28 protein-coding genes and 1 tRNA gene are annotated in these 26,336 nt (G+C 62.1%); 9 read left to right on the forward strand and 20 right to left on the reverse strand.

Going from position 1 to position 26,336, the window contains the following annotated elements; genetic code table 11:
• Positions 1-70: 70 nt before the first annotated feature.
• From ABIB06_RS12520 to ABIB06_RS12530, 3 genes are all read right to left on the reverse strand, one after another.
• Entirely contained in the window at positions 71-712 is a 642-nt protein-coding gene (locus tag ABIB06_RS12520) for a hydrolase (RefSeq protein ID WP_354047203.1), read from the reverse strand.
• Positions 713-819: 107 nt separating this feature from the next.
• Positions 820-1,233, reverse strand: a complete 414-nt coding sequence (locus ABIB06_RS12525) for a DoxX family protein (RefSeq protein WP_354047201.1) — start codon at positions 1,231-1,233, stop codon at positions 820-822.
• Positions 1,234-1,238: 5 nt separating this feature from the next.
• Entirely contained in the window at positions 1,239-1,466 is a 228-nt protein-coding gene (locus tag ABIB06_RS12530) for an NAD(P)H-dependent oxidoreductase (protein WP_354047199.1), read from the reverse strand.
• Between the two features lie 126 nt (positions 1,467-1,592).
• Between ABIB06_RS12530 and ABIB06_RS12535 the strand changes: the two genes are divergently transcribed.
• Together ABIB06_RS12535 and ABIB06_RS12540 are read left to right on the forward strand one after the other, a co-directional pair.
• Positions 1,593-2,504, forward strand: coding sequence for a LysR family transcriptional regulator (locus tag ABIB06_RS12535; RefSeq protein ID WP_354047197.1), 912 nt, complete (start codon positions 1,593-1,595; stop codon positions 2,502-2,504).
• Positions 2,505-2,635: 131 nt separating this feature from the next.
• A complete protein-coding gene (locus ABIB06_RS12540; protein WP_354047195.1) occupies positions 2,636-3,154 on the forward strand; it encodes a hypothetical protein in 519 nt (172 codons plus the stop codon).
• 398 nt (positions 3,155-3,552) lie between these two features.
• On the opposite strand, the gene ABIB06_RS12545 is transcribed toward ABIB06_RS12540, so the two are convergent.
• The 4 genes from ABIB06_RS12545 to ABIB06_RS12560 all read right to left on the reverse strand — a co-directional run bounded on the left by ABIB06_RS12545 (position 3,553) and on the right by ABIB06_RS12560 (position 5,437).
• Positions 3,553-3,993 carry a hypothetical protein gene (locus ABIB06_RS12545; protein ID WP_354047193.1) on the reverse strand — a complete coding sequence of 147 codons (441 nt, stop codon included), beginning with the start codon at positions 3,991-3,993 and terminating at the stop codon, positions 3,553-3,555.
• Positions 3,986-4,195, reverse strand: coding sequence for a helix-turn-helix domain-containing protein (locus ABIB06_RS12550; protein ID WP_247821067.1), 210 nt, complete (start codon positions 4,193-4,195; stop codon positions 3,986-3,988). Before ABIB06_RS12550 ends, ABIB06_RS12545 begins: the two co-directional genes overlap by 8 nt.
• A 608-nt stretch (positions 4,196-4,803) precedes the next feature.
• A tRNA-Glu gene (locus ABIB06_RS12555) sits at positions 4,804-4,875 on the reverse strand.
• 361 nt (positions 4,876-5,236) lie between these two features.
• Positions 5,237-5,437 carry a hypothetical protein gene (locus tag ABIB06_RS12560; protein WP_354047191.1) on the reverse strand — a complete coding sequence of 67 codons (201 nt, stop codon included), beginning with the start codon at positions 5,435-5,437 and terminating at the stop codon, positions 5,237-5,239.
• 623 nt (positions 5,438-6,060) lie between these two features.
• Between ABIB06_RS12560 and ABIB06_RS12565 the strand changes: the two genes are divergently transcribed.
• Positions 6,061-6,297: a helix-turn-helix domain-containing protein gene (locus ABIB06_RS12565; RefSeq protein ID WP_354047190.1), complete on the forward strand. Its 237-nt coding sequence runs from the start codon at positions 6,061-6,063 to the stop codon at positions 6,295-6,297.
• 870 nt (positions 6,298-7,167) lie between these two features.
• On the opposite strand, the gene ABIB06_RS12570 is transcribed toward ABIB06_RS12565, so the two are convergent.
• From ABIB06_RS12570 to ABIB06_RS12620, 11 genes are all read right to left on the reverse strand, one after another.
• Positions 7,168-7,848 (reverse strand): response regulator transcription factor, encoded by a 681-nt coding sequence (locus ABIB06_RS12570; protein WP_038944287.1) that lies wholly within the window; start codon positions 7,846-7,848, stop codon positions 7,168-7,170.
• A 295-nt stretch (positions 7,849-8,143) separates the two neighbouring features.
• A complete protein-coding gene (locus ABIB06_RS12575; RefSeq protein ID WP_354047188.1) occupies positions 8,144-9,724 on the reverse strand; it encodes a Do family serine endopeptidase in 1,581 nt (526 codons plus the stop codon).
• 225 nt (positions 9,725-9,949) lie between these two features.
• Complete coding sequence (locus ABIB06_RS12580; RefSeq protein WP_354047186.1) at positions 9,950-10,432, reverse strand: cytochrome c-type biogenesis protein; 483 nt, start codon at positions 10,430-10,432, stop codon at positions 9,950-9,952.
• Between the two features lie 4 nt (positions 10,433-10,436).
• Positions 10,437-12,419, reverse strand: coding sequence for a heme lyase CcmF/NrfE family subunit (locus tag ABIB06_RS12585; RefSeq protein ID WP_354047185.1), 1,983 nt, complete (start codon positions 12,417-12,419; stop codon positions 10,437-10,439).
• Entirely contained in the window at positions 12,416-12,925 is a 510-nt protein-coding gene (gene ccmE / locus ABIB06_RS12590) for a cytochrome c maturation protein CcmE (RefSeq protein ID WP_354047183.1), read from the reverse strand. The genes ABIB06_RS12585 and ccmE overlap by 4 nt, the downstream gene beginning before the upstream one ends.
• A 37-nt stretch (positions 12,926-12,962) precedes the next feature.
• Positions 12,963-14,078, reverse strand: a complete 1,116-nt coding sequence (gene ccmI / locus ABIB06_RS12595; RefSeq protein ID WP_354047181.1) for a c-type cytochrome biogenesis protein CcmI — start codon at positions 14,076-14,078, stop codon at positions 12,963-12,965.
• A gap of 131 nt (positions 14,079-14,209) precedes the next feature.
• Positions 14,210-14,479: a hypothetical protein gene (locus ABIB06_RS12600; RefSeq protein WP_247350265.1), complete on the reverse strand. Its 270-nt coding sequence runs from the start codon at positions 14,477-14,479 to the stop codon at positions 14,210-14,212.
• A gap of 100 nt (positions 14,480-14,579) precedes the next feature.
• Positions 14,580-15,977 (reverse strand): hypothetical protein, encoded by a 1,398-nt coding sequence (locus ABIB06_RS12605; protein WP_354047342.1) that lies wholly within the window; start codon positions 15,975-15,977, stop codon positions 14,580-14,582.
• Positions 15,978-16,136: 159 nt separating this feature from the next.
• Positions 16,137-17,513, reverse strand: a complete 1,377-nt coding sequence (locus ABIB06_RS12610) for an ATP-binding protein (protein WP_354047179.1) — start codon at positions 17,511-17,513, stop codon at positions 16,137-16,139.
• Positions 17,514-17,634: 121 nt separating this feature from the next.
• On the reverse strand, positions 17,635-18,306 hold the full coding sequence (locus tag ABIB06_RS12615; RefSeq protein ID WP_247349962.1) for a response regulator transcription factor: 672 nt from the start codon (positions 18,304-18,306) through the stop codon (positions 17,635-17,637).
• Positions 18,307-18,534: 228 nt separating this feature from the next.
• Positions 18,535-18,690, reverse strand: a complete 156-nt coding sequence (locus ABIB06_RS12620) for a hypothetical protein (protein WP_247317895.1) — start codon at positions 18,688-18,690, stop codon at positions 18,535-18,537.
• Between the two features lie 236 nt (positions 18,691-18,926).
• Here ABIB06_RS12620 and ku point away from each other — a divergent pair, with 236 nt between their 5' ends.
• The 4 genes from ku (at position 18,927) to ABIB06_RS12640 (ending at position 20,921) form a co-directional block, all read left to right on the forward strand.
• On the forward strand, positions 18,927-19,910 hold the full coding sequence (ku, locus tag ABIB06_RS12625) for a non-homologous end joining protein Ku (RefSeq protein WP_354047177.1): 984 nt from the start codon (positions 18,927-18,929) through the stop codon (positions 19,908-19,910).
• Positions 19,911-19,970: 60 nt separating this feature from the next.
• On the forward strand, positions 19,971-20,207 hold the full coding sequence (locus ABIB06_RS12630; RefSeq protein ID WP_354047175.1) for a hypothetical protein: 237 nt from the start codon (positions 19,971-19,973) through the stop codon (positions 20,205-20,207).
• A gap of 175 nt (positions 20,208-20,382) precedes the next feature.
• Positions 20,383-20,565 (forward strand): hypothetical protein, encoded by a 183-nt coding sequence (locus ABIB06_RS12635; protein WP_354047173.1) that lies wholly within the window; start codon positions 20,383-20,385, stop codon positions 20,563-20,565.
• 191 nt (positions 20,566-20,756) lie between these two features.
• Entirely contained in the window at positions 20,757-20,921 is a 165-nt protein-coding gene (locus tag ABIB06_RS12640; protein WP_247349953.1) for a Flp family type IVb pilin, read from the forward strand.
• 38 nt (positions 20,922-20,959) lie between these two features.
• Here ABIB06_RS12640 and ABIB06_RS12645 read toward each other — a convergent pair whose 3' ends face one another.
• A complete protein-coding gene (locus tag ABIB06_RS12645; protein WP_354047340.1) occupies positions 20,960-21,268 on the reverse strand; it encodes a phosphatase PAP2 family protein in 309 nt (102 codons plus the stop codon).
• 639 nt (positions 21,269-21,907) lie between these two features.
• Between ABIB06_RS12645 and ABIB06_RS12650 the strand changes: the two genes are divergently transcribed.
• Both ABIB06_RS12650 and ABIB06_RS12655 read left to right on the forward strand, forming a co-directional pair.
• On the forward strand, positions 21,908-23,470 hold the full coding sequence (locus ABIB06_RS12650; protein WP_354047171.1) for a hypothetical protein: 1,563 nt from the start codon (positions 21,908-21,910) through the stop codon (positions 23,468-23,470).
• 157 nt (positions 23,471-23,627) lie between these two features.
• Complete coding sequence (locus tag ABIB06_RS12655) at positions 23,628-24,623, forward strand: glycosyltransferase family 2 protein (RefSeq protein WP_354047170.1); 996 nt, start codon at positions 23,628-23,630, stop codon at positions 24,621-24,623.
• A 108-nt stretch (positions 24,624-24,731) separates the two neighbouring features.
• Here the strand turns inward: ABIB06_RS12655 and ABIB06_RS12660 are convergent, their stop codons facing one another.
• On the reverse strand, positions 24,732-26,114 hold the full coding sequence (locus ABIB06_RS12660) for a hypothetical protein (protein ID WP_354047168.1): 1,383 nt from the start codon (positions 26,112-26,114) through the stop codon (positions 24,732-24,734).
• Between the last annotated feature and the right edge of the window lie 222 nt (positions 26,115-26,336).

The following is a 26,336-nucleotide window of genomic DNA, read 5'->3' on the forward strand; positions in this document are numbered from 1 at the left end:
GCGGGGCGACGATTTGCGGGGCGCGCCGTTTTCAATCGGCTACGCCCCGCAGTTCAAAAACGAGTCGCGATTATTTCTTTTCGGTATTCAGCAGTTGCTGTTCCCAAGCGAACGCGACGCCGGATGCGCCGCCGTGATCAATCATGACCTCGGCAACGGCTGGGATCGTGCCTTCGCGCGCCCAGTCGCGCTGCCACTCGCTCAACACGGCCATCCAGGTAATGGGCACAGCTCCGGCCTGCATCATTCGCAGAACCGCCATGTCGTGTGCTTCTCTCGATACGGCGCCTGATGCGTCGGTGACAAAGAACACGTCATAGCCGTCAGCCAGGCTCTGGATCACGGGCATCGCAAGGCAGATGTCCGTCCATAGCGCGGCGACCACGAGTTGCTTCCGACCCGTTTTTTTCACCGCCGCGACAACGCGCTCGTCCTGCCAGGTGTTGATGAAAGTCCGATTGATCGGCTTTTGCTCGGGATAGACCGCCTGAAGTTGCTTCAGGAGATATCCACCTCTCTCCTCCGTCACGGTGGTCAGGACCGTCGGGACGTTGAACGCCTTGGCTGCCTTGGCGAGCCCCACCACGTTGTTGATCACCAGCGTCGGATCGTGGCTGTTCAAGTTGGAGAACTGGAAAGGCTGGTGATCAATGAGTAGAAGTACGCTGCGCTCCGGCGACAGTAGTGCGTCAAGCCCTGTCCTGGTGTTCATTTAAGTTCTCCTTTTACGGTTAGTTTTCGACACGACAATAGAAGGACTGAAAGTTCTGCGGCGATGGTTCTATGAACTCGGTCGGGATCAGGTAATTGCACACAGATTCAATGGCCAACGAGGCGTTCGGCCAGAAGGGCGTCGAGTGCGAAGGCGGCGATCAGCCCAAAGTGCATGAGAAAGACCCCGATCGCTTCCTTCCGCGCTGGGCCCGATTTTTTCCAGAAGGCGTGAGCGGTAACGGCGCCGATCGCGGTAAAGACCCCGAGCATGCCGGCACCAAGCCAAACCCAGCGATTGATCAGAACGAGAACTGAGCCACCGAGTTCGACAAGGATACTCAGAACCGCCATTGCAGCTGGTGCAGGCAATCCGGAATCAGCCATCTCCGCAACACCGCCTGAAAAGTTGACGACTTTGTTGAGCCCGGAGGCCAAGAAGGTCACAACCAGCGCGAAGCGTGCGATTGGCCAAAGCCAGGGCCACTCCAGGATGGCGTGGATGAAGTCGGGCGAGGTCAAGCTATTCATGGCGTGGAATTGCCGTCTTGAACCGCCGCCGATTCCGGCGCCAGGCCCTCGCGGGCCGCGAAGTGCTCGCCCGAGAGGTGGGAGAGCGGATTGGCGGCGAGGTCGCGATGGATAATCTCAAGGGCGGGCGTTGCCTTTGCCAACTGCTCCACCGTGGCGGCGGTCAACTGGCGGCTGGCGGAATTGCCGCCAAGGATGCTGGAATTCAGGTGCAGAAGTTTCATGGCTTGGCCCCCAATAGCTCCTGATTGTTCGGCAGAGGCGTATTTGGCCCTTGTCCCACCCCCGGAACAGCCGGTATATTCCGAAGGTATCTATCGGATTTTCAGATATATAGGACTCGAGATGCGGTGCTAGACGGCGTTTCTTTGGACCAATTGCGGGCTTTTATCGCCTCCGCGGACGAAGGCAGCTTTTCCGCAGCAGCCCGTAAGTTGCGTCGCGCGCAATCCGTGGTCAGCGAGTTGGTCAGCGGCCTGGAAGGCCAGCTCGGCGTGACTCTGTTTGACCGCTCAGGCCGCTATCCCGCGCTCACGCCCGAAGGCTCGGTGATACTCGCAGATGCGCGAAGCATCGCGTCGGGGTTGGATTTCATGAAGGCGCGCGCAAAGGGCATGTCGGCCGGCCTGGAGGCCGAACTTTCCGTCGTTGTCGACGTTCTATTTCCAATTACTGCGATCACCGAGGCGGCAAAGGAATTCCGTCAAAAATATCCCGGTACACCGTTGCGGCTTTACGTCGAGGCGCTGGGGGCTGCCTATCAGCCCGTGCTTGACGGCATCGCCGGGATTGGCATTGTTGGCTCACTGCCAATACTGCCCCCCAGCCTCACAGCCGAGCGATTGACGGGTGTGGCAATGGGCATGGTCGCCACCGGCGATCATCCACTCGCAAGCCAGAAGGGCATCATCCCGAAATGCGAACTCGCCAAGCACGTTCAGCTCGTTCTGACCGACCGTTCGAGCCTGTCGAAAGGGCGAGAGTTTTTCGTGATGTCGCCATCGACCTGGCGGCTGGCCGACCTTTTTGCCAAGCACGCCTTCCTTCTAAATGGGCTTGGATGGGGCGGCATGCCGATGCACGTCGTTCAGGCTGACCTCACGGCCGGCAGACTGGTGGAATTGCAAATCGAAGATGTCCCGCCTGGCGGAATGATCCTACCGATGATGGCAGTCTATCCAACATCGGCGCCGCCCGGACCGGCGGGTCGATGGCTGATCGAGCGGATAAAGCTCTGCAGCAGTACGCATTCGAGGACCTGATCGCGATATCTATCGACGACTATCGCTAAGACAACATCGAATTTGGTACGCTGCACTATCCGAAACTACTCTATAGTACTCCCCGTCACTCCCACTCGATTGTTTTAAGTGATCGTAACGCATTGAATTCCATGCACAAATTCTTTCTGCACGCAATGAAGAACCGTCTCCCTGATCCGTCAGAAATTTGCGCTCTTGAATTCAAAGGAGAATTTCGGCGATTCAAAATCTGCTCGGTTTCAGCGACTAACCGAAGTGGCCACTCCCCGAGCGGCGACGGCCATTTCCAACGCAGACAGAAGTTGCCGTCCTTCGTCCGTAATTTCCCGGCCGTGAAGATCGCGAACGATGTACTTGGCCGAGAAGATATTCTGGCCAGGCGTATGTTTGGCCAACCGCTTCACGCGATCGGTCTAATCCTTGCTGCTGTTCATCAGAATTTTGTCCGATCGCCGGATCTCGGCGGAAGCCTGCCGGCGGGCTCGCCGGCCAGCGCTTTTCAAGACGGTCAGCTGGAAGGAAACTTCCAGATCTCCGAGCAGCCCAGTCCTGCAGCTTTCAACACACTGGAGCGCCCAGAACCGCGCAACGTCATTAAGATGACCCCGCTAGCCCAGAGTATAGTGATCAGCCGCAGACATGATGGTTGAGATTGACCTCGTCGCCCAGGATCAAGCTTAACGAACACATTGTTTACCCCGATCCCGTCGGTGTTCGCCGTTATCCGGCAGCCCGTATGCTCCAAAAGTACAGCTAGCGCACTTCCTACCAGAAATGGACCAATCGAGCGCGGCATTGTAGGTAGACTACGAGTAGACGCCGGCATTCTCTACGGGCCGCCAGGTACTGGAAAGACGTTCGCGACCGTTGATGCTGCACTCGAAGTGCTTGATCCGGACGCCACCCACGCCGATCCGTGAATCGCCAGCTACTCAATCATGGTGGATGCCCGTAGCAGTCGATCCACCATGAACCGGCTGAGAACTGATAAGCTTTTGTTAGAAAGCTTATCAGTCTGCGAACTAGCTTCGCGGCCTGATCTGCGTACTCAGGTTTTGTAATCGGATGGTCGGCCGCCCTTATTGCCGCTCGCGCCGGGTTGAATCGGCTTGCCAACCGGCTTACCGTCCGCTCGTTTTTTCGTCGCAGCTTTTCCGCTTTTCACCCCGTAGTTATGCACACAGGGCGCGCTGGGTTGGCAAGACATGCCGCTATTCCTCATATCTGACTGCCCGCCAGAGATGCCCGGCAGCCTCTTGTCGCTCACCAACCAGGCGATCGAGCGCTTGCAGGCGAAGCTGCTCGATACCATGGTGATTGGCTCGCGGAGCAGAGCTTGATGTCCCTTGTTGGACTTCCTCAACTTACGTCCGCTGTTGTTAAGTTCCTCCAAAAAACTTTCGATCGTGACAGTCGCCTTTGGAGTGTTCACTTTGCCGCTCTGCTTGCGTGGGAAGGAAGGAGGGCCACTTTTTTTACGCTTAGTCATGGAGAAGCCCCCCAAAAGCGGGAGCATTACCAAACCAGCGCGCCTCTTCTTCAATTGAAATCAAGGTACGCTTTCCGACTTTCCTCGGGCGAAGACGACCTTCTTTGATTTCCTTGTAGGCGGTAGTCCGTCCAATTCCGTTACGGAAACAGAACTGCTCCAAGCTGACGCAATTTCGTTCCGTGTATTCCGACTTGCTCATGGACATAGTCTCCACACCGCTCGATCGAGCGGGAAAGATCCGATTCGGGTGAAGCTGAAATTTGAGTGGGCTTAACGGTCGACCGCGAGCTGCAGGCCTCATGCCTGCCACGTCCGGCGCGAAGCACCATTCGAAACATCAGTCTTCGGTGAATCTGAAATTCGTGGATTCAACGGTCGGCCGCGAGTTGCAGGCCTATCGCCTGCCGCGTCGAGCCGCGAAGTACCATTCAGTACGTCTTCGCGGTCACTCGTTGTCTGCAGGGCGGAGCATAGGATGCCCGCCGGCAGAGACATGAAGCCTCGACGTTCTAGTCGTCCAGCGACTTCGAAACGTCTCTCCTGCTCAGTCGGCCAGTCTAGGATCAGTTCAATATCTGACGTGATCCATAAGAACGACAATACCGCGTCAACGCTGGAATGCTCTGATCCATCCTGCGTACTCGAGAAGGGGTGAGGGCAACGGAAAATACGTGCTGCTAGCTCGAGGCGTTCATTGCCGCCCGGGAACGTTCGTCAAAGAGCAACGGTTTCGGGATTCGCGTTGAAGAAAATTTGAAGAAGGCCATCAAGACTTTTACCAGCAGTGGCGTAAAGTCTTGATTTCATTGGCGCTCCCTAGGGGAATCGAACCCCTGTTTCAGCCTTGAGAGGGCCAAGTCCTCAGCGATCATCTGAAAAGGGTCGTATAGAAGTCAATCCCGGCTCGTCTGCACGAGCAGGCGTGACCGCACCAGTTTCGCACCAGAAACGACCTCACCAAAACGCAACAAACGCGATCGAACGCAAATGAGACCGCAGCAAAATCAACGAGGCTGATCGGCAGTCTGTCGCTCATAGCGGCCTGGTTGCAGGTTCATCGTGGTCGAAGCCTGCTCAGACTTCCAGGGTTCTTCTGGTCAACCGCTAACTGCGGCTGCCCAGCTGAAGTCATAGTGAGCGCTCAACAGCTTCATTGCGACAACAGCGACGAGAACACAGATGATTTGCAACAACGTTCTGGTCGAGAACACTCTACTGAAGAGCGTCATGATGCCGCCTTCTAGCGCTGGTGACCGAGCCGAATTCCGAGCTTGAGCGCCTTTTGGCGGAGTGAGCCTTCGGAGCGTTTTGTGAGCTTCGCAATTTTTGCAACCGGAGTCTTCGCTTTCGAATGAGTGCGCAGCTCCTTCACATCAGCCTTTGTGTATTCGCGACGCACAACATTCTTCTTCGTAGCCGTCTTCTTTGCCCTCTTCGCCACTTCTAGCTCCTCGATTCGCGAGTGGGCGTAGTAACACAGCCGCACTGAGGCGCAACTCTCCATCAGTTGACTCTATATGCCGGTCCGATGCGTGGCTCTCTCATGTTCAGTTTGCCGGCGACTACCCGACCTATCAAATTGTTCCGACAATTCCTGTTGGAATTACAAGTAATCTGACCGAGGTAAGACCAAATCCTACTTCACCGCGGGCCCGGCAATGTTTGGTAGATCACCCACGAAGCCTAAGAACGCAGACGATTGCTTGCAAGCAGCGACCTAGATCAGCTGCGTAGGAGGGGCTTGACGTGCCTCTCTCTCCAAATGCCGCCGATAGGGGCGAAGAAATTGGGAAGACGAGAACCTTTCCTTTCATTCGCTTTGGTATCCAATTGTACCACGCATTTTTGACAACCATTTTCCTCTGGCACGGCCAATTGCATGATGTGGGCGATGATCACGTTTTCCGATGCGCTCTTTGACGGCGTAGCAAGCCACTTTGACGGCGTAGCAAGCCACGCAAAGGAGGCGCGTGAGGTTGTCGCCTGTGCCGGAATCGCAGGTCGAGAACGGGCGACGCGACTGGCCACGCCGTTGTGGCCCGCAAACGATAAGGGACTTAAGTGATGAACGAGTTCGGGCAGAAGGGAAAGGTACCGCTCTCGGAACGGCTGTCGGTGTCACCAGAGGAGGCAAGCGCCCTCACCGGGATCGGGCTGACCTCCATTCGCGAGGCGATCAGCAACGGTGATCTCAAGGCCAAGAAGCACGGGAGGCGTACGATCATCCTGCCCGACGATTTGAGAGTATGGCTCAAAACGCTGCCGGATGCCTGCAAGTCGATTGAAGTAAGCCCCGCTTAACGTCTTCCGAATGACGTACTGGCGCGCTGGCGAACTTACCGTTCTTCGACATCGAAGACGAACATCTTGTGCGATCTTTGGGTTGGCCGCTTGAACTGGCCGACTGGTTCTATGTCATGTTCGAGCTGGTTTGGATTGCCGCCTTTTACCAAATAGGAGCGGCGATGCGCCGCCTTATTCCTTAGCGCCCCATCCCGCCATTGCCGTCTTGTAGCAAGTCCGTGTCGGTCATTTTGGCCTTGGGCGAGTGGGGCGCCTTCCGTCACCGCTTCAACGAAGCCGGGCATGAACTGATCACGTTCAGCCCTTTATCAAGCCGGCCGTCTATCGATGGGCGTCTGGAGCACTTTGGCAGTGTCGCATGGCCGCAGCACACTGTGCACATTCCGCTGGTCGCGATGACCGCTGACAAGGGGCAGCGGTCACCGGCAGGGCGAGTGGCGAGGTCTCGGACACGTTCGCGTTTACGATTTGTTGAACAAGGAAGCGGCGATCCGCGCCCTCTCAGCCGAGCTGGACCCAGTTCGACTATGCGAATGCGCTGACGCAGCAACAGCGTGAGCTCCGCTGGAGCAGCCGTAGGAAGGCCGTACAGCCGGGAGGGCGGGGCAAAGGACTAGGACCAGCCGTCGCCAGCGCACAGGCAGTCGCGCGTGTCGCAAGAACGCGGCGCAAAAGCGGTAAGTAACCGGACCCAGCAAAATGAAGAAAGCCCTTTGAAATGGACACTTCTTCGATCGCGTCACGGACAAAGCATTCGTGACGGGTTGCATTGTTGAAAACCATCGACTTAGACGCGCGCTAATAGCGGTAATAAATCGGTAAGCGATCGGAGGGATAAAATCTCGAAACCTCTATTTTTATGGAGCTTCAACGTATTCCGTCACGGATCATGTACCCGGCGCCGCGGATCGTGTGCAGCAGCGGCCGCTCAAAGCCCTTGTCGATCTTGGATCGCAGCCGCGAAATGTGCACGTCGATCACGTTGGTCTGCGGATCGAAATGATAGTCCCAGACGTTCTCCAAGAGCATGGTGCGGGTCACCACCTGGCCGGCATGCTTCATCAAATATTCAAGCAGGCGGAATTCGCGCGGCTGGAGCGTCAGCTCGTCCTTGCCGCGAGCGACGCGATGCGAGAGCCGGTCGAGTTCGAGATCGCCGACCCGGTACAGCGTGTCCTCGGCCGGACCGCCGCGGCGGCGTGACAGCACCTCGACCCGGGCCAGGAGCTCGGCAAAGGAATAAGGTTTTGGCAGATAGTCGTCGCCGCCGGCGCGCAAGCCCTTGATGCGGTCGTCGACCTGTCCAAGCGCGGAGAGAATCAGCACCGGCGTCGAATCGTCCTTGTCGCGGAGCGCGCCGATCAGCGACAGGCCGTCGCGCTTGGGCAGCATGCGGTCGACCACCAGCACGTCGTAATCGCCGTTCTCGGCCATGGCGAGGCCTTCCTCGCCGTCGGCGGCGTGATCGGCAATGTGCCCGACCTCGCGAAACGCCTTCACGAGATAGTCGGCGGATTCGCGGTCGTCTTCAATGATGAGGAGGCGCATCGTGCGTTCGGCGACGGTCAAGGGAGGGAACCTTCTCTAAACATGGCGCGAGCGGCAATCGCATGCAAGCCGAGTGAGAGACTCTGGCAACGAGAAAAAGGCGGGCGGTGAAGCTGGGGGGACCTCACCGCCCTAGGCCTTCCGACGGAGGGGGGCGTAATTCCACCGGAAGGTAGACAGGGGAAGCAAACGTTGCGCTGCTTCCCCGAAGGACGCCGTCGGCGGGGGCGACTGATGCCGTCGACACCCTTCATCTCGTGGGCCTCCTGAGGCCTGTCCCTTGGTTAACCCATCGTTAACCCTTGGCGATGGGCACGGCGACGAAGCGCGACTGGCCGCCGCTCTTGACCCGCATCAGGACACTGTTCTTGTTGTCGGTCCGCGCCGTGGTGATGGCGTCGCGGACTTCGCCGGCAGTGCTCACGCTCTTGCCGCCGACTTCGAGAATCACGTCGCCTTCCTTAAAGCCGCGTTCGGCTGCGGCGCTCTTCGGATCGACTTCGGTGATCACGACGCCCTCCTTGCCGGCGCCGGCCACAGAATCGGCGGGCGCGACCGTCATCCCGAGCTTGGGCACGTCGGTGCCACGGCTCGCGCCCTTGCCGGTGTCCTTGTCGGTGTCGGCTTTGGCCTCGACCGTGTTCGGCAACTGGCCGAGGGTCAGGTTCACGACCTTATCCTGGCCCTTGTGCAGCACGTTGAGCTTCACGGTCGCGCCGGGCGCCAAACCGCCAATGGTGCGGGCGAGCTCGCGGGCGTCCTTGACCGATTCGCCGTTGACTGACGTGATCACGTCACCGGACTCGATGCCGGCCTTGGCCGCCGGGCCATTCGCCTGCGGCTCGGCAACCAGCGCACCTTCGGCCTTCTTCATGCCGAGGCTGTCGGCGATGTCGGAGGTGACCGGCTGAATCTGCACGCCAATCCAGCCGCGGCTGACCGAGCCCTTGTCCTTGAGCTGCGCCACCACGCTCTTCACGGTGCTCGCGGGAATCGAGAATGCGATGCCGACGCTGCCGCCGGAGGGCGAGTAGATCGCGGTGTTGACGCCCATCACCTCACCGTTGGTGTCGAAAGCCGGACCGCCGGAATTGCCCTTGTTCACGGGCGCGTCGATCTGGATGAAATCGTCATAGGGGCCGTTGCCGATGTCGCGGCCGCTGGCCGAAACGATGCCCGCGGTCACGGTGCCGCCGAGGCCGAACGGATTGCCGACCGCGAGCACCCAGTCGCCGATCCGCGGCTTGCCGTCGGCAAGCTTGGCGAACGGGAAGTTCGAGCTGCCCTCGACCTTGATCAAGGCGAGATCGGTGCGCTGATCGGTGCCGATCACCTTGGCGGTGTAGGTCTTGCCCTCGTCGGTCGTGACCTCGACCTTGTCGGCTCCGTCCACCACGTGGTTGTTGGTCACGGCGAAACCGTCGGCCGAGATGAAGAAGCCGGAGCCCTGACCCTGCACGACGCGGCCACGGCCGCCCCCCTTCTGGCCCGGGAAACCGTCCGGACCGCCGAAGCGGCGGAAGAAGCGCTCCATCGGCGAGCCCGGCTGGAACGGCGACTGCGCGTCATCGCCGTCATCATTGCTCGCGGTCTTTTCCTTGATGTTGACTTTCACCGAGATCACCGACGGCTTCACGCGCTCGACGACGTCGGCGAAGCCGATCGGACGCTCGACCTTGCGGACCTCGTTGTTGACCTGCGCATGCGCCGGGGTCGAGAACAGGTCGGCTGGCGAGGTCGACGGGCCAAAGCCGTAGACGGCGGCACTGAGCCCGGCGACGACCGAGGCCATCAGCGCGATCTTGCGGGCCGAGAAAACCGACCGGCGGGGCTGCCGGTAGGACGGAAGGTTCGAGAGGTCGGGACGGTCGGTCATGCAGAGATCTCCAAGGCCTTGGAATCCATTTGGTGCCTGATGGCGGCACCTTACGGAGCTGAAGATGGGGGCTCCCGCCTTACCGTGCGCTGGCGGCGGGGTTAAACTTTTGTAATGAACGGCAATGCGAATGCGGCAGTTCATCGCAGGACGAAAGTTGTGATCCCGTAGGAACTTAACGAGGTTCCGCTTCGGAGTGTCGGCTTGATGCGCGAAGCGACGCAACTAGGGCGATGAGGCTTCTTCGGACATCAATGCGGCGAGCCGCGCTTCCTCGTCGGGCGTGAGCGGCGGAGCTGGGACGTCTGCGCCAGTTCGCGAGCGCCGGCGGATTTGCAGCCACAGCACCAGGCCGCCGCCCATCAGCAGCAGCGGCGCGAGCAGCCACAACAGCATGGTGTTGCGCTCGAAGCGCGGCTTGAGCAGCACGAACTCGCCGTAGCGCGTGACTAAAAAATCGAGCACTTGCGAATTGCTGTCGCCGGCGGCGATGCGCTCGCGCACCAGGAGCCGCAAATCGCGCGCGAGCGGCGCATCGGAATCGTCGATCGACTGGTTCTGACAGACCATGCAGCGCAGCTCGCGCGACAAGTCGCGCGCGCGCGACTCCTTCGCAGGATCCGACATGATCTCGTCGGGCTGCACGGCGTGCGCCGCAGGCAGGGCCAGCAGCACCAGGGCGACGAACGCAATCATCATCCGGCGCATCGGATCACTCCGCCGGCTGCAGGCGCTGCTTGGCCCGCGCCGGGCTTGGCGCGCCGACCCGCAGGCGCCGGTCGGACAGCGACAGCATGCCGCCGAACGCCATCAGCACCGGTCCCCACCAGATCAATAGCACCAACGGCTTGTGATAGATGCGCACGGCGATGGCGCCGTCGGCGTTGGCGTCTCCGAGAGAGACGTAGAGCTGGCTTGCGCCACGCGTCAGCAGCGCGGCCTCAGTGGTCGACGAGCCGCGGGTGGTGAAGCTGCGCTTGGACGGCGTCATGACGCTGATTTTCTCGCCGTCACGGCTGACGTTGAATTCGGCGATCATCTCGTGGAAGTTCGGCCCTTGACGCTGAAACAGGCCGTCCAGCTTGACGTCATAGCCGGCGACATGGGCGACGTCGTTCTGCTTCATGGTCGCGATATATTCGCTGTTCCAGGTGGTCTCGCAGACGATTCCGATCAACGCGACGCCGAGGCCAGCATGCGCGAACATCGAGCCCCAGGCCGAGCGCGGCAGACCCCGGGCACGATGCAGCGTCGTCGCGAACGGCAGGCGAAACAAGCCGGTTCGTTCGGCCATATCCGTCGCGGCACCGGCAATGACGAAGACGCCAAGTCCGATTGCCAATGGCGCCAGCGCGCTGCCGCCGCGCGCCCAGCCCCAGACCATGGCGACGGCGACGAGCCCGGCAACGCCGGCCGCGAGCAGCCGTTGCGTCACGCCGAGCAGATCGCCGCGTTTCCACGCCAGCATCGGCCCGAACGGCACGGCGAGCAGCAGCAGCGTGAACAGCGGAGCGAAGGTGAGGTTGTAGAAGGGAGCACCGACCGACATCTTGAAATCGGCGAGCATCTCCATCGCCAGCGGATAGAGCGTGCCGAACAACACCACCGCGCAGGCGACCGTGAGCAGCAGATTGTTCAGTACCAGCGCGCCCTCGCGCGAGATCGGCGCAAACAGGCCGCCCTGCTTCAACGACGTCGCGCGCCCCGCAAACAGCGACAGGCTGCCGCCGATGAACAGGCAGAGGATCAGCAGAATGAACACGCCGCGGGTTGGATCGGTCGCAAAGGCATGCACCGAGGTGATGACGCCCGAGCGCACCAGGAAGGTGCCGAGCAGCGACAGCGAGAAGGTCAGGATCGACAGGAGGATGGTCCAGACCTTCAGCGCATTGCGCTTCTCCATCACCAGAGCCGAATGCAGCAGCGCGGTGCCGGCAAGCCACGGCATCAGCGAGGCGTTCTCGACCGGGTCCCAAAACCACCAGCCGCCCCAGCCCAGTTCGTAATAGGCCCAGTACGAGCCCATGGCGATGCCGAGCGTCAGGAAGATCCAGGCGACCAGCGTCCACGGCCGCACCCAGCGCGCCCAGGCGGCGTCGATCCGTCCCTCCAGCAACGCTGCGACAGCGAAGGAGAACGAGATTGAGAAGCCGACATAGCCGAGATAGAGCATCGGCGGATGCACGGCGAGACCGATGTCCTGAAGTACCGGATTGAGATCGCGTCCCTCGATCGGCGGATTGGCGATGCGCAGAAACGGGTTCGACGTCACCAGGATGAAGAGATAAAAGGCGCTGGCGATCCACGCCTGCACGGCCAGCACATGCGCGCGCAGCGACAGCGGCAGATTGTTGCCGAAGGCTGCGACCAATCCGCCGAACAGCGCGAGGATCGACACCCACAAGAGCATCGAGCCTTCATGGTTTCCCCACACGCCGGTGATCTTGTAGAGCAGCGGCTTCATGGAATGGGAATTCTCGTAGACGTTGACGACGGAGAAGTCCGAGTCCACGTGCAGCATCACCAGCGCGATGAATGACGCACCGACGAACAGAAGCTGCGCCAGCGCGGTGGAGCGCGCCACATTCATCAGCGCATCATCGCGCAGGCGAGCCCCGATCAGGGGAACGATGGACTGGATCAGTGCCAGTCCGAGCGCCAGCACCAGCGCGTAATGTCCGGCTTCCGCAATCACCGCACAGCTCCCTGCGAGTTGCCCTGCGCCGTCGTAGCCGCAGGCTTTACGCTATCAGAAGCTTTGGCGTCATAATCATCCTTCCAGTGCCCCTGCTTCTTCAGGGCATCGGCGACGTCCTTGGGCATGTAGGTCTCGTCGTGCTTGGCGAGCACGCTGTCGGCCTTGAACACGCCATCGGCGTCGAGCGCGCCTTCGGCGACGACGCCCTGCCCTTCGCGGAACAGGTCGGGCAAAATGCCCTTGAAGGCGACCGGAAGCTTGGCGCCGCCGTCGGCGACCTCGAAGGTCACTGCGAGATTGTCGCCGCGCTGGAGCGAGCCGGGCTGCACCAGGCCGCCGAGGCGAAACCGCTTGCCGGGCGCGACGTGCTTTTCGGCGACCATGGTCGGCGTCGAGAAGAACACGATGGAGTCGCGCAATGCGTTGAGCACCAGCGCGGCCGCGAGCGCGAGCACGGCGAGCGAGCCGCCGATGATGGTCATACGTCGCTGCTTGCGCGTCATGGCGTATCCGTTCCCTGCTCGTCTCGCCCTGATGTCGTCATCCGTCGAGCCCGAGTGTCTTGAGGCCTTCATTGAGCTGGCGCAGCCGCGCTGTATCGTTGGCAACCGCCTGGCGGGCATCGGTTGATGCGCCCACCGCCTTGTCGCGGTCGCCCATCACGAGATAGGCGCGCACCAGCCGCAGCCAACCCTCGACGTCATCGCCGTTCTGCCTGAGGCGCGTGGCGAGCCGTTCGACCATACCGCGAACCATGGCGTTGCGATCACCCTCCTTCATGTCCTTGGAGGCTGCAAGGGTCTCATCCGACAGCGCCGGCATCGTCGCACCACCGCCGCCGACCCGCGCGAGCGAGGTCTGCACGAGTGGGCGCCACGGCGCATCCGCGGGCGCTTTCGCCAGCAGTGCGCGCCAGATATTGGCGGCATCGTCCTTGCGGCCGTCCTGCTCGGCGGCGAGACCGAGGAAATAGTTCGCTTTGGGATCGTCGGCGCTAAGCGCGCGCGCGCGCTCGAACTCGGTCTTGGCTTCGGCGGTCACGACGCCACCGGCCGCGGCCGACATCGCTTCGCCGAGATCGGACCGGCGCTCCGCGCTCTCGCCATTGTAGGTGAGCGAGTTGCGATAGGCGCGCACCGCGTCGTCGAAGCGACCAAGCCGCTCCAGCACGGGCGCGATCACGTTCCAGCCACGCCCGTCGGTCGGATTCTTTTCCAGATGTTGCTCGACCTGCACGACCAGATTCTCAAGCGACTGCGCCATTCCGGACCCGGATCCGCGCTCCCGCTGTGCCAGCGGAAAATCCTGAAGCCTGGGCGAGCCGAGCGGCATGTAGACGCCGATCGCAACCAGCGGCAGACCGGCAAGCGCCAGCACGGCCGCCGCGCGGCGCCATTTGAGGTTGGATTTCGGCGCTAGTGCGGGCTCACTGCCGGCCGCGGCGAGCAGCCTGCGGCTAACCTCGACGCGCGCGGCTTCGGCCTCGGGCGCTCCGATCAGCCCCGCGGCAACATCACGGTCGATCTCGGCCAGTTGGTCCTTGTAGACCACGACCTCGCTGCCCTGATTTTGCGCGCGTCCGCTACGGCCGAGCGGCAGAAGCACGGCGAAAATCGCCGCGACCGTCATCAGCGCGAACACGAACCATAGCGTCATCTGGCAAGCTTCCGGCAGCGCGCGAGCCGCGCCCACCCGTGGCTTTACACCACGGCCGGACGATGCGGCAATTGACAATTGTCAATTTGCCGCGACCGCGCACAGTCCCGAAACGGTGAGAATCCAACGGCTTAGCCGATCTCGAAGTCCACGCTTTGAGCGGCGTCCTCGCCGTGCCCATTGAAGGCCTTCAGGAAGTATGTTCCCGGCTCGATGGCGTCGGGCAATCTGATGCGCAACGCCCCGACGGGAACCGGCGATGCAACCCTGGTGAGGGTCTCAGGCAGCTGCCGACCGCTTGCCTTCTCGACCAGCACTACCTTCGCGCCGACCATCAATCTTTGATACTTGGCAACGATGACGCGATTCTCGATTTCGATAGAGCTGATAAGGGATTTCATGCGCCCACAGATAGAAATTCCAAAAACTTGCGCGGCGACCGTAGGGCCCGTCGCCGGCATCGTCAACCTCAAATTGTGATCGCTGAAAGATACGCCCGGATCAGCTCGCGCGCGACGATTTACGCTCGCCCGTGGCCGCGTTCTCCGCGGCGCGGCTCATCAGCGAGGCATAATCATCGCCGAACAGCACCTGGCAGAAACGGATCGCAGCCTGCACCTGCTGCTGCCGATAGGTGCGAACCTTGTGATCGGCCCCGCGCAGCGACTGCACCAGTTGCTCGGTCGAACGCTCGACATATTGCTGGAGGTCGGAATAGGTGCGCAGTGTCACCTCGTTGATCGCAAGCTCGCTCGCATAATTGCGGCAGGTCGCGACAAAATCGATCAGCGCCACGGTTTCCTCGACCTCGGTGCTGTCGATCCGCGCGCCCGGCGGAATGTCCTTCTCGGCGCGCTGGCGCAGGATGCGGCGGACGCGGCCGGGAACGCTGTCGATCTCGGATTGCAGTGCGTTGGAAATGTCGGCCCGGATCGCGGTCAACTGCTTGCCCCAGGCGGAATCGTTGCGGAGGTCGAGCTCGGTGCGCAGACCGCGTACGCCGTCGTGCAGCGTCTTGAGATTGCCGGCCACGTTCTCGAAACGGCTGCGCTTGATGTCCATGCGCAGGATCGCGGCGACACAGGACAGATCATGCAGCGCGATCGTGACGGCGACGCCATAGGGCGTTGCCGCGACGCGGATCTCGTCGTCGGAGGCGGCAATCTTGATGGCGAGGCGGATGATCTGCCACGGCGCGGTCATCCGCTGCATGACGATCGACAGCGCGAAGGGCAGCATCTGCGGCGTCTGAAGGACGGGAGTGTTGAGCGCTGAAGTCACCGAGACGATCTGCGCATCGCCGAAGGCGCGCAGGGCGCGCGGCAGCTTCTCGTTCAGGGTGGCGACGGCCTCGCGAACCGCGAGCACCGCCCCGATCGAATAGAGGTCCTCGATCACGTTGGGGGCCCCAACGCGGGCGAGCGCACGCGACTTGTCACCGCCGCCGGGCCCCGTCAGCTCGAAGATGGCCTCCGCGGCGACCGCCTGGAGCTTCGAGGCCAGCGCTTCGACCTGCCCACTGTCGGCCGGCATGCGCGCCAGCGCCGCCTCGAATTCGTTCAGCTTGTCTGGAGCACCGTCGCGGCCGAGCCATTGCCAGATCGGAGCCAGCGAGGAACGGCGGACCTGCCCGACCCGGATCGGGGTACCCGCTTCGATGAGGAATGGTTCCAGCACCTGGAACAGCAGCCGCGACAGATCGTCCGTTCGCGGCGGCGGGGCCTCGTCGGCTTCGGTCTTGCGGACGACCTTGCGCAGCTGATCAAGCACGAGGGTCGCCACAGCCGTGTCCTGACCACGCTCCAGCGCACGCTCGAACTCCCGCATCAGCAGCGCCTGCGCCTGCGGCGGGAGCTGCGCGAGATATTCCCTCAGCCGCTCGATCGATGTCTGGCTCATGCGCCCGGGTAATGCACGGTAAATGGCGGACATGGGATGCGTCCGGGCGCGATCTTAGGAGGTCCCACTTAAGAAGCCGTTTAGCAAGTGGCTCCGAATCCCAGCAGTCCCCTTCGGGTGGGTGTTGATTGCGGCGAATAAGCCCATGGGAACAAAGGATTATATTCCGGGCAAGACCAGCTCAGCCCGCAAGCCCCCGGTCGGCGCCCCGCCGAGCGAGAGGCTGCCGCCGTAGAGCGCGGCGAGGTCGGTCACGATCGACAGCCCCAACCCCGATCCGGGCTTGGACTCGTCAAGCCGCTGGCCGCGTCGCGAGACCTTGGCGCGCTCGGCCTCCGACAGGCCGCGGCCGTCGTCGTCGACGATGATACGCAGCCGCGGACCGGCGCCCGCTTGGTGCAGCGTCTCCACCAGAACTTCGATGAAGACCCGCGAGGCCGCCCATTTGCAGGCGTTGTCGACGAGATTGCCGACCATTTCCTCCAGATCCTGCCGCTCGCCACGAAATTTCGCCGACGGATCGGCCTCGGCCTCGACCACGATGCCACGGTCGCGGTGGATCTTCTCCATGGTCCGCCGCAGCGCCTCGATGGCGGGGGCAACCTCGGTCACTGTTCCGACGACCGAGACCCGCGCCGCGATGCGTGCGCGCTCCAGATGATGGGCGAGCTGGTCGCGCATCACGTTCGCCTGCTCCATCACCTTGGTCGCGAACGGATCGATGGCATGCGCGCCGGCCTCGTTGACGATGACCGAGAGCGGCGTCTTGATGGCGTGGGCGAGATTGCCGACATGGGTGCGTGCGCGCTCGACGATTTCGCGATTGGCGTCAATCAGCGCGTTGGTCTCGCGCGCCAGCGGCGCGATCTCGACCGGGAATTCGCCCTCGAGCCGCTCCGCCCGCCCGGAGCGAATGTCGGCGATGGATTCCGAGATGCGCTTGAGTGGCGCGAGGCCGAAGCGGACCTGGAACACGGTGGTCAGCAGCAGCACGATGCCAAGCGCGGTGAAGGTGCCGCCGAGATAGTAATCGAAACTGCGCGTCTCGTCGAAAATCTCGGTGTCATCACCGGCGACGCTGACGAGAAATTTGCCGTCCGCGCCGAGATCGACCGGCCGCTCCACCATGCGCAGGTTCTGTCCCTCGGGACCGTCGACATAAGCGATCCGGATGCCGGCGGCGGTGAGCTCTGTGCCCTGCTCTTCCAGCTTCGGCAGCTTCTTGTCCCAGAGCGAGCGGGAGGAGCGCACCTCCGGCTTTTCGGTGTCGGTCCGCGTGATCTGCCAGTACCAGCCGGACAGCGGCAGGTCGAACAGCGGCTCGCCGAGCGACTGGAACTGGCGGTCCGGCGGTTCGTCAGGGGTGGCGACCTCGGCGATCAGCGTGCGCAGATAGAGATTGAGCCGGCGGTCGAAGGCGCGCTCGGTGGCGTTCTTGTAGACCGACGACAGCACCACGCCGGTTATGGCCAGGATCACCACGAGCCACGCGGTCGCCGACAGGAACAGGCGGTTCGCAAGCGAGCTGGCGGGCATCTGAATGATCCCGGAGGCGCGGGGCGGCATGGCATCGGAACTCATGACCCGACCAAGGCCCGCGCCGGGCCGCCCGTCAAGACAAGATACTTCCAGACAAGATACTTCGAGACAACACGCTTCAAGCGCCGGGGGCCGGCGGGGTCAGGAGATAGCCGAGGCCACGGACGGTCTGGATGATGTCGACGTCGAGCTTCTTGCGGATGCGGCCGACGAAGACCTCGATGGTGTTGGAGTCGCGGTCGAAGTCCTGGTCGTAGAGATGCTCGACCAGTTCGGTGCGGGACACGACGCGCCCGGAATGGTGCATCAGGTAGGCCAGAAGCCGATATTCGTGCGAGGTCATCTTGATGGGATTGCCAGATACGCTGACCCGGCCGGTCCTGGTGTCGAGCGTGACGGGGCCACAGCTCAGCTCGCTCTGGGCATGGCCGGTGGAGCGGCGCAGCAGCGCGCGGATGCGTGCCAGCACCTCCTCCAGGTGGAACGGCTTTGCGACATAGTCGTCGGCGCCGGCATCGAAGCCCTGGACCTTGTCGCTCCAGCGGTCGCGTGCGGTGAGGATCAGGACCGGCATGGTGCGGCCGTTGCGCCGCCAGGCTTCCAGCACCGAAATGCCGTCCTTCTTCGGCAGGCCGATGTCGAGCACCACGGCGTCGTAGGGCTCGTTGTCACCGAGATAATGCCCCTCCTCTCCGTCGAAGGCGCGATCGACGACATAACCCGCGTCGGTCAGCGCCTTGGTGAGCTGGCGATTGAGATCGGGGTCGTCCTCAACGACGAGCAGGCGCACGCTTCTCTCCAGAATTAGGCCGCATGAACACCAGCAGAGATGAGCAATTCCGGCGTGAACTGAATATGAACGCGGGGAACCGGCCGCGTTACTTTTTGGTCATATACGACCTGTTCGCGGCCAACGCACTGCGCCCGCCGGGCCACCGGACGAACGGGGCATGGCGGGCGCAATGTGCCGCGTTACGCGGCGAGTCGGAAGGTACGAACCGTCCGGTCGATGTGCCGGTCAGGTCCGGAAGAACACGAACCAGATGACGGCGAGGATCAGGATCGCGAGCCCGGTCGAGATGGCAAGCAGCGCGGCCACTGACGGCCCGGGTTCGCCCTGACGGGCCTCGGTCGCAGTTTCGACGATCTGACGTTGGTCTCGCGTGGTTGCCATGGTGACCTCAAATCTCTGGCTGTCGCGTCGGATGGCCGCGACCTCCTCGCAACGTGATGTCCCGTGGCAACGCGTGATTGGATATGATGTTCCCGTTTTCACGTCGGGATCAGGCTGCAACCGTGCGCCGGGCGGCCGGTTAACGCAGTTGCAAGATTCCGCAATCCGCCTTGCTATGATTCGTTGTTCCCCGATGGTATCTTCGTCTTCTGTCCCCGTTGCGTTTGGAGTAGCCCATGGCCCCCCGTGCCAATTGGAAGGGTTTTTTGCGCCTCTCGCTCGTGACCTGCCCGGTCGCGCTCTATCCGGCCACGTCGGATACCGAGAAGGTCTCGTTCAACCAGATCAACCGCAGGACCGGCCACCGGATCAAGTACCTCAAGGTCGACGCCGAGACTGGTGACGAGGTGACCTCCGAGGACATCGTCAAGGGCTACAAGGTCGACACCGACACCTATATCGAGGTCACCAAGGACGAGCTCGACGACATCGCGCTGGACTCCACGCACACCATCGAGATCGACGAGTTCGTGCCGAAGACCGACATCGACAGCCGCTATCTGATCCGCCCCTATTATCTCGTGCCTGACGGCAAGGTCGGCCACGACGCCTTTGCGGTGATCCGCGAGACCATCCGCAGCATGGACAAGGTCGCGATCGGCCGCGTGGTGCTGACCAACCGCGAGCACATCATCGCGCTGGAGCCGCTCGATAGCGGCCTGATGGGGACGCTGCTGCGCTACCCCTACGAGGTCCGCGGCGAGAAGGACTATTTCGACGACATCCAGGACGTGAAGCTGACCAAGGACATGCTCGACCTTGCAAAGCACATCGTCGAGAAGAAGTCTGGCGCGTTCGAGCCCGAGCTGTTCGAGGACCATTACGAGACCGCGCTGATCGATCTCATCAACAAGAAGCGCAGCGGCGCGCCCATCACCGCGAAGGCCGCGCCGAAGACCGGCGGCAACGTCATCAACCTGATGGACGCCCTGAAGAAGAGCATCGCGAACGAGAAGGACGCAAGCCCCGCGGCGAAGACGGCCAAGGACACCACCAAGGACACCACCAAGGGCAAGAAGCCGAAGAAGCGCGTCGAAGGCCAGCGCGAAATGCTGCTGCCGATCGCCGGCAAGGGTGGCAAGGACGCCGCTGCGAAAGCCGCTCCCAAAAACGCCGACAAGCCGGTGCGCGCGCCGACGCGAGCGAAGAAGGCCGGCTAGAAGCCATCGCAGCTCTCGATCTCGCTGTGATGTTTCCCCTCGCCGACCGGCCGACCTGACATGCCCTGGTCGACAGCGTTCGACGACCCCATTTCGTTACGAGGCGGGCGCAAGCTGCGGACGTTGCAAGAGGCTGCCGATCACATCATGCGACTGCCCGAGGATACCCAGCACGCGAGCCATTGGCAGACCGCGATCGAAACTCTGATCAGCGCGGCCGAAACCGGCGGCGGCTGGACGATGTTCGCCCGCATCGCAATGTTACGGGCGCTGAATGCGGACGGTCGGCGCGAGTGAGCCCGGCGCCCCGCTCAAGAACAGGCTCAACAATCCGTTAAGACGAGCCCGCGCTTTCAGCGCCCACCTGCGGTCGCGGGGGCGGCACGTAATCCTACGGAAGACAAAATTAACCGCCGGTTCCCGCTCAGCGCAGCATGGTCGCCCCTCGATTGAACCCGGGGTTTGCAGGCTCGTGCAGCAGCAGGACGCCAGAAAGAACTACATCGGCCTCGTGAACGACACGGCCGAGGAAGAGAGCCTCGCCGGCAACTCCGCGCGGGCGCAGCCGCGCGTGGTGAGCTATCTGGCCGGACGCCTTGCTGCGGTGCTGAAACGCCCCGGCAAGGCCGCGCCGGAACGCCAGATCTCATCCTGAGACGGGACGACGACCTCGGCAAATGCGTCTGAATTGGGTGACGGAACCTTAAGTCAATCGATGACACCATACAAACCGCAGGTGAGGACCATCCGGCCTGCGTTTTGACGCGCCCGCGAAAAATTAGTGAATCACTTTACCATTCCGATAACGGCACCAGCCTACGTTGGACGGATGAACAGGAGTTGACGATGACTGTGATCAGGTCATTTCTTGCCGATGAAAATGGTGCCACCGCCATCGAGTATTGCCTGATTGCCGTCGGCATCGCGCTCGCGATCATCACGGCCGTGAACAACACGGGCAGCGCACTGCTGAGCGGCAAGTTCAACTCGATCGACGCGGCGGTGAAGTAGCCGGCATCGCCGGCGCTTCACAATTCCGGCAGCGCGGGCTAAGACGGGCGCAAATGCAACTGGCGACCGGCTTCCATTCGCTCTCCCGCGGTGAGAGCACGCTGAACCGCGACCCAGCTCAGGAGCGCGATTGCCAGACCTGCGACCACATCGCAAAAGTAATGGCTTCCGTCCACCGGGGTCGCCGCAATCATCGCAACATTGAGCAACGCGGCGATCCAGCCGAAATATCTGACCGGCCAAAGCGCCAGCAGGAACAGAAGTCCAAGCGCCGCATGCAAGCTCGGAAAGCTGATGATTCCTTCGGCCCCTCCGCGACCAGATGGCGGAAAGTCCCGTCTCGCAATCCAAAGAACACAGGAAGGGGTAGATCTCGCGTCACCGGTACGATGGCGGGAGAATCAACTATCGACAGATGCAAGTAACCCCAAAACTCCCTGCGCCGGCATCAGACTAGAAACGCCGATTGTCAGAAGCGTCGTCAGCACGAAGCTCAGCATGAAGATGCGCAATCGCAGGGCGTGCCCTGTCGCAGCCAGTAAGACGACGACGGCCGTCGTCTACACGGTAAAGCTCGCATACGCTGTCGCCAGTATTCGATGCAGAAGCGGCGCAGCGTTCATCGCGGCAAGCAAGATGAGCAGACCGGCAACGAGGGCGGCCTTCCGGAATGAAAGCCATTCAATTTGGAAGGGCCCGAGCGTCGACGCGATCAACATGGCCCCGGCCGTGGCGCCGATCGCGATCCAGACGACACGATCGGCCTGCTTCGCCCGTCGAAGTGGATATCAGCCGGGCTCAGCGTGTCCGTCATGGAGCATCCGATCGCCGGCCTGTTCGTCACGGCTCTCTTGTCACGCTAGCGGGCAAAGTTGCGCCTCCGTTAATGCGGTGGCCCTAAGTTGATTTTGCGAGCTTCGCAGTATGGCGTTGTGTCGTGCAGTTGCGCCATCGTCGAGCGCAGGCTCAAACCCCAGCGGCCCGACATGGTGTCTTCCGATAGGCCAATCTTGAAAATCCCGGCTCCTCCTGGCCTGGACCGGTCCGTGACTTTGGTCGTTTTTGCTGTGCTGGCGGTCGCCTCGTTCCTTCCTGTGCTGCTGACCCCCATTCCCGCGATGGTCGATTATCCCAATCACCTCGCCCGCATGTACATTCTGAGCCAGAACGGCACCCCCGACGCCAATCCGCATTACGAGGTGGCCTGGGCCTTCTATCCCAACCTGGGAATGGATCTGCTGGTCCCGCAGATGGCGCGGCTGATCAGCGTCGAGAACGCCACGCGGCTGTTTCTGCTCCTGAGCCAATTATTGATCGTCGGGGGCGCGCTTCTGCTCGAATGGGCCCGGAAGGGACGCGTCCATCTCGCCGGCTTTGCGGCGCTCGCCTTCCTTTACTGTCTGCCGTTCAGCTGGGGCTTCGTCAATTTCGAGTTCGGACTGGGCCTCGCTCTCTGTGGCATCGCCGTTTATCTGATGCTGGCGGAACGCCGATGGCCACTGCGTTTCATCGTCAACATGGTCTTCGTCGCGGCGCTGTTTGCGGCGCACTTCTTCTCCCTCGGCATCTACGGCGCGACGCTTGGCCTTTACGAGCTCTCGCGCATTTGCGATCGGCGAACATCGTACCGGGCCGCCGCCGCGCGGCTCGGCGCGTTGGCTCTGCCGGCGCTTGTTCTGTTTGGGATCATGCGCATGACCGCGGGATCGATCGGAAGCGAAGGTACGAGCTGGTTCCTCGAATTCAAGCCGATCTGGCCGTTGCGGATCATGAACGGCTACAATTTGACGGTCGCGGCGACGACCGGGCTGGCGCTGATGATCTCGCTGCTGTTCGCCGCAAGACGCGGCGTCCTCAAGCTCGAGCCAGCCGGGATCTGGCTCGCGATCGGCTTTGCGCTGCTGTTCGTCGTCATTCCCTCAAAGCTGTTCGGGACCTCGTTCGTCGACCTCCGCGTGATCCCCGCGGCAGCTCTGATCCTGCCTGCCTTCTGCTCGCTGTCGCTGCCCAGTCGGACATGGCGAATGGCTGCACTCGCCGCGATCAGCGGCATCACATTGATCAATCTCGCTGTCGTCCTCGCGGTGTGGTTGCCCTACCGCACCGACTATGCGGCCATCATCGAGTCGTTCCACAAGATCGACCGCGGCTCACGCGTCCTTGTCGCCGGTACGGACGACAGTGGAGACCCGCCCTTCGCCGACCTCACCTCATATCCAATGTATTATGCGCCGACGCTGGCCGTGCACTACGCCAACGCGTTCGTGCCCAATGTATTCACGGAAACGGGCAAGCAGCCCCTGCGAACACGCGAGGCCGTGCGCCGTCTTGCCATTCCCGACGGCGGGCTAGTGCCGTCAGGCCTGCTTACCGCGATTGCGACAAGCCAGCCGCCGGCGGACGTCCCGCCATCTTTGCGCACCTGGTACCAGGATTATAACTATCTCTATGTGCTTGGACCGCTGGCCCCGAACCCGCTGCCGGATCTGCTGGAAGTGCTGGACGCATCGGAGCGATTTGTTCTCTACAAGATCCGCCGCAGGTCCTAGACCGGAGCAGCGCTGCCCAGCATGGTTAATCGGGCATCACCACCGCATCACCTATTGGAAGCCACCGCGGCGCCCATACCTTTAGCGGTTGTGGCAAGGCCACCTTAACCACCGCCGATATAGACTTCCGCTCCTGCAATGAGTTGGACTCTCTCGCATGGCGGCCAGTTTCCAGTCGATCCGCTACAGCCTCGTCATCCCCGTGTTCAACGAGGAAGCCGTGTTGCCGGTCCTGCTGCGCAGGCTCGACCTGGTCTTGTCCCGGCTCGACGGGCCGGCAGAAGCGATCTTCGTCGACGACGGCAGCAGCGATTCCAGCTCGATCGTGCTGCGGGCGCTCGCCATGCGCGACCCGCGCTATCGCTATATCGGGCTGTCGCGAAATTTCGGCCATCAGATCGCCATCACCGCCGGCATGGACGCCGCGCAAGGTGAAGCGATCATCGTCATGGATGCCGACCTGCAGGATCCGCCCGAAGTGATCGAGCAATTGATCGCGAAATGGCAGGAAGGCAACGACATCGTCCATGCCCGCCGCCTGTCGCGCGACGGCGAAAGCCGATTCAAGCGTGCAACCGCGCATCTCTTCTACCGGCTTCTCGGCAGGATGTCCTCGGTCGGCATCCCCGCCGATGTCGGCGACTTCCGCCTGATCGATCGCAAGGTGCTCGACGCACTTCGGCAGATGCCGGAGCAGGACCGCTACGTACGCGGCATGATCGCCTGGCTTGGCTTCAGGCAGACCGAGGTCGCCTTCCACCGCCTCGAACGCGCAGCGGGCGAAACCAAATACCCGCTGTTCAAGATGGTGCGGCTCGCGATGAACGCCGCGCTTGGCTTTTCCGATCTCCCCTTGCGATTCGCGATCTGGTGCGGATTGACCGTCTCGGGACTCGCACTGCTCTACGGCGGCTGGGTGATCCTGTTGTGGCTCAGCAACGACAGTCACCTTGTCACCGGCTGGTCCTCGACGATGGTCGTCGTGTCCCTGCTGTGTGGAATCAACATGCTGATGACGGGCATCGTGGGGCTTTACGTGGGCCGCATCCATGCCGAGGTGAAACGCCGCCCGCTCTACGTGGTGCAGACGCGCGCTGGCTTCGACCGCAACGACGCGTCGGCCGCACCCGCGATCCACGCCGTCAACGAGTGACCGAGCTTTTCGACGACTGTCACGATCACTACCGTGACGTGGTCCCAATCCTCGATCGGCTTCTGCGGTTTGCCGCATTATAGGCGCCGCCTTGAATACCGTTTGACCTTATCTTTGCGGCGTATCTCGCCGCTTGTGCACAACCGCCACATCGTCGCTGTAGACGCGCTGCCACTGGGGCAGCCGGTCGAGCATCGCTATCGCCGGTGTCCGCGGTGCGAGCAGCGTCGCGCCGATGTTGTATTCGTCGAGCAACTTGAGGAAGTCTCCGAGGTCGACCAGCGCTATGGCACGATTGTAGCGGTCGATGAAGGGTCCCCCGTACAGTTCGGCACGACCATCGATAAAGGTTGGAATGCCGGCAAAGATCAAATAGCCGCCGAAGGAATAATCGTTGAGCACATGCCCCGTCTTGGCGAGGTTGGCTTCAGCGATGGCAGTTCGAGGGGTGATGACCGGAGCCGGCAGTAGGTCACGCGCCAGCGCCGCCCCGCTCGCCACGATCAACACACCGAGCGCGGCCAGGCTCAGGCCGCGCGACGAACCGGCCGCATCGTCCCTGGTCGGGCCGCCGAACTTCCGGCCCAGCGGGGCCGCCAGATAGAGCGGCGCCAGCACGGCCAGCAGATCCGCATTGCGTACTTGTGCTAGCGAGAAATGGAGCAAGCCGATCACCACCAGGGCCCGCACGACCGGCAGCGTCACGCCGCCGCGCGCGAGCGCAAAGATGCCGCCCAGCAGCAGCAACTCGAAGCCTCCTACGTGGCTGAAATCTTGCGGCCGCCATTCCGAGATCCAACCGAGCGCGGGGCCGAGGCCGAGTGTCGTCAGCGGCATCAGCAGCGGTTCCGGCCCGTGGGGCGTCAGGCAGGACACTGCGACTGCGAGTGCCGTGAATGGTATCCACCGCAGGATCACATGCCGCCATTCGCTACGCTTCTCGCGCAGCAGCGCCTCGATCACCGCAGGGCCAATCAACCCAAGCGCCAGCACCCCGCTGCCGTGCAGATTGGCCCACAAGATCAGCAGCGGCAGGGCCCAGTACGGCGGCGGCCCTTCACGATCCATGCAGCGCACCAGGGCAGCCGCCCAGGTCACCATCACCGGCAGCACCAACACGTGTGGCCGCGCCAGCATATGCGGCGCCAACAGGATGACGGCCGCGATCACCATGAGTAGCGTATGGGTTGGCGAAAGCTCGCGCAGCAGGAAGGACGTGAACAAGCCAAAGGCGAGCGCTATCGCCGCCGCGGCGACGACGACGACGCCCGGCCAGCCGGCAAGCGCGTAGGCTCCGGCATAGATGACCTCCGAGAGCCACTCGAAAGTGATCCAGGGCGCGCCGTGCATCGAAAAGGAGTAAGGGTCGCTCGCCGGCAGCGAGCCGTGCGCGATGATCCAGCGCCCGACCTCGATGTGAGAATAGCTGTCGGGATCACTGAGCAGCCGCGGTCCAAGGATCAGCAGCAGGACATAGACGCCAAGGCCCACCAGCCAGGGAAGCGCCGCACGCGCCGAAAACGGTTGAACCTCGCTGTGGACGATTTGGTCACTCATGGCGAGCGCAAGTTAAGGCGCAAGCGTTAAATTCCTCTTTGACACTCACCACGCCTGGCCCTGTGCGGGCGGGCCGGTCACTCTTTGTGAACCATATTCCTGGCAGCGAAACCCGGGCTGCGGCGCTTTGACGACCACGTGAGTCCTGATACTCTT

Source organism: Bradyrhizobium sp. LB8.2, assembly GCF_040548035.1.
In the GTDB taxonomy this organism is placed as follows: domain Bacteria; phylum Pseudomonadota; class Alphaproteobacteria; order Rhizobiales; family Xanthobacteraceae; genus Bradyrhizobium.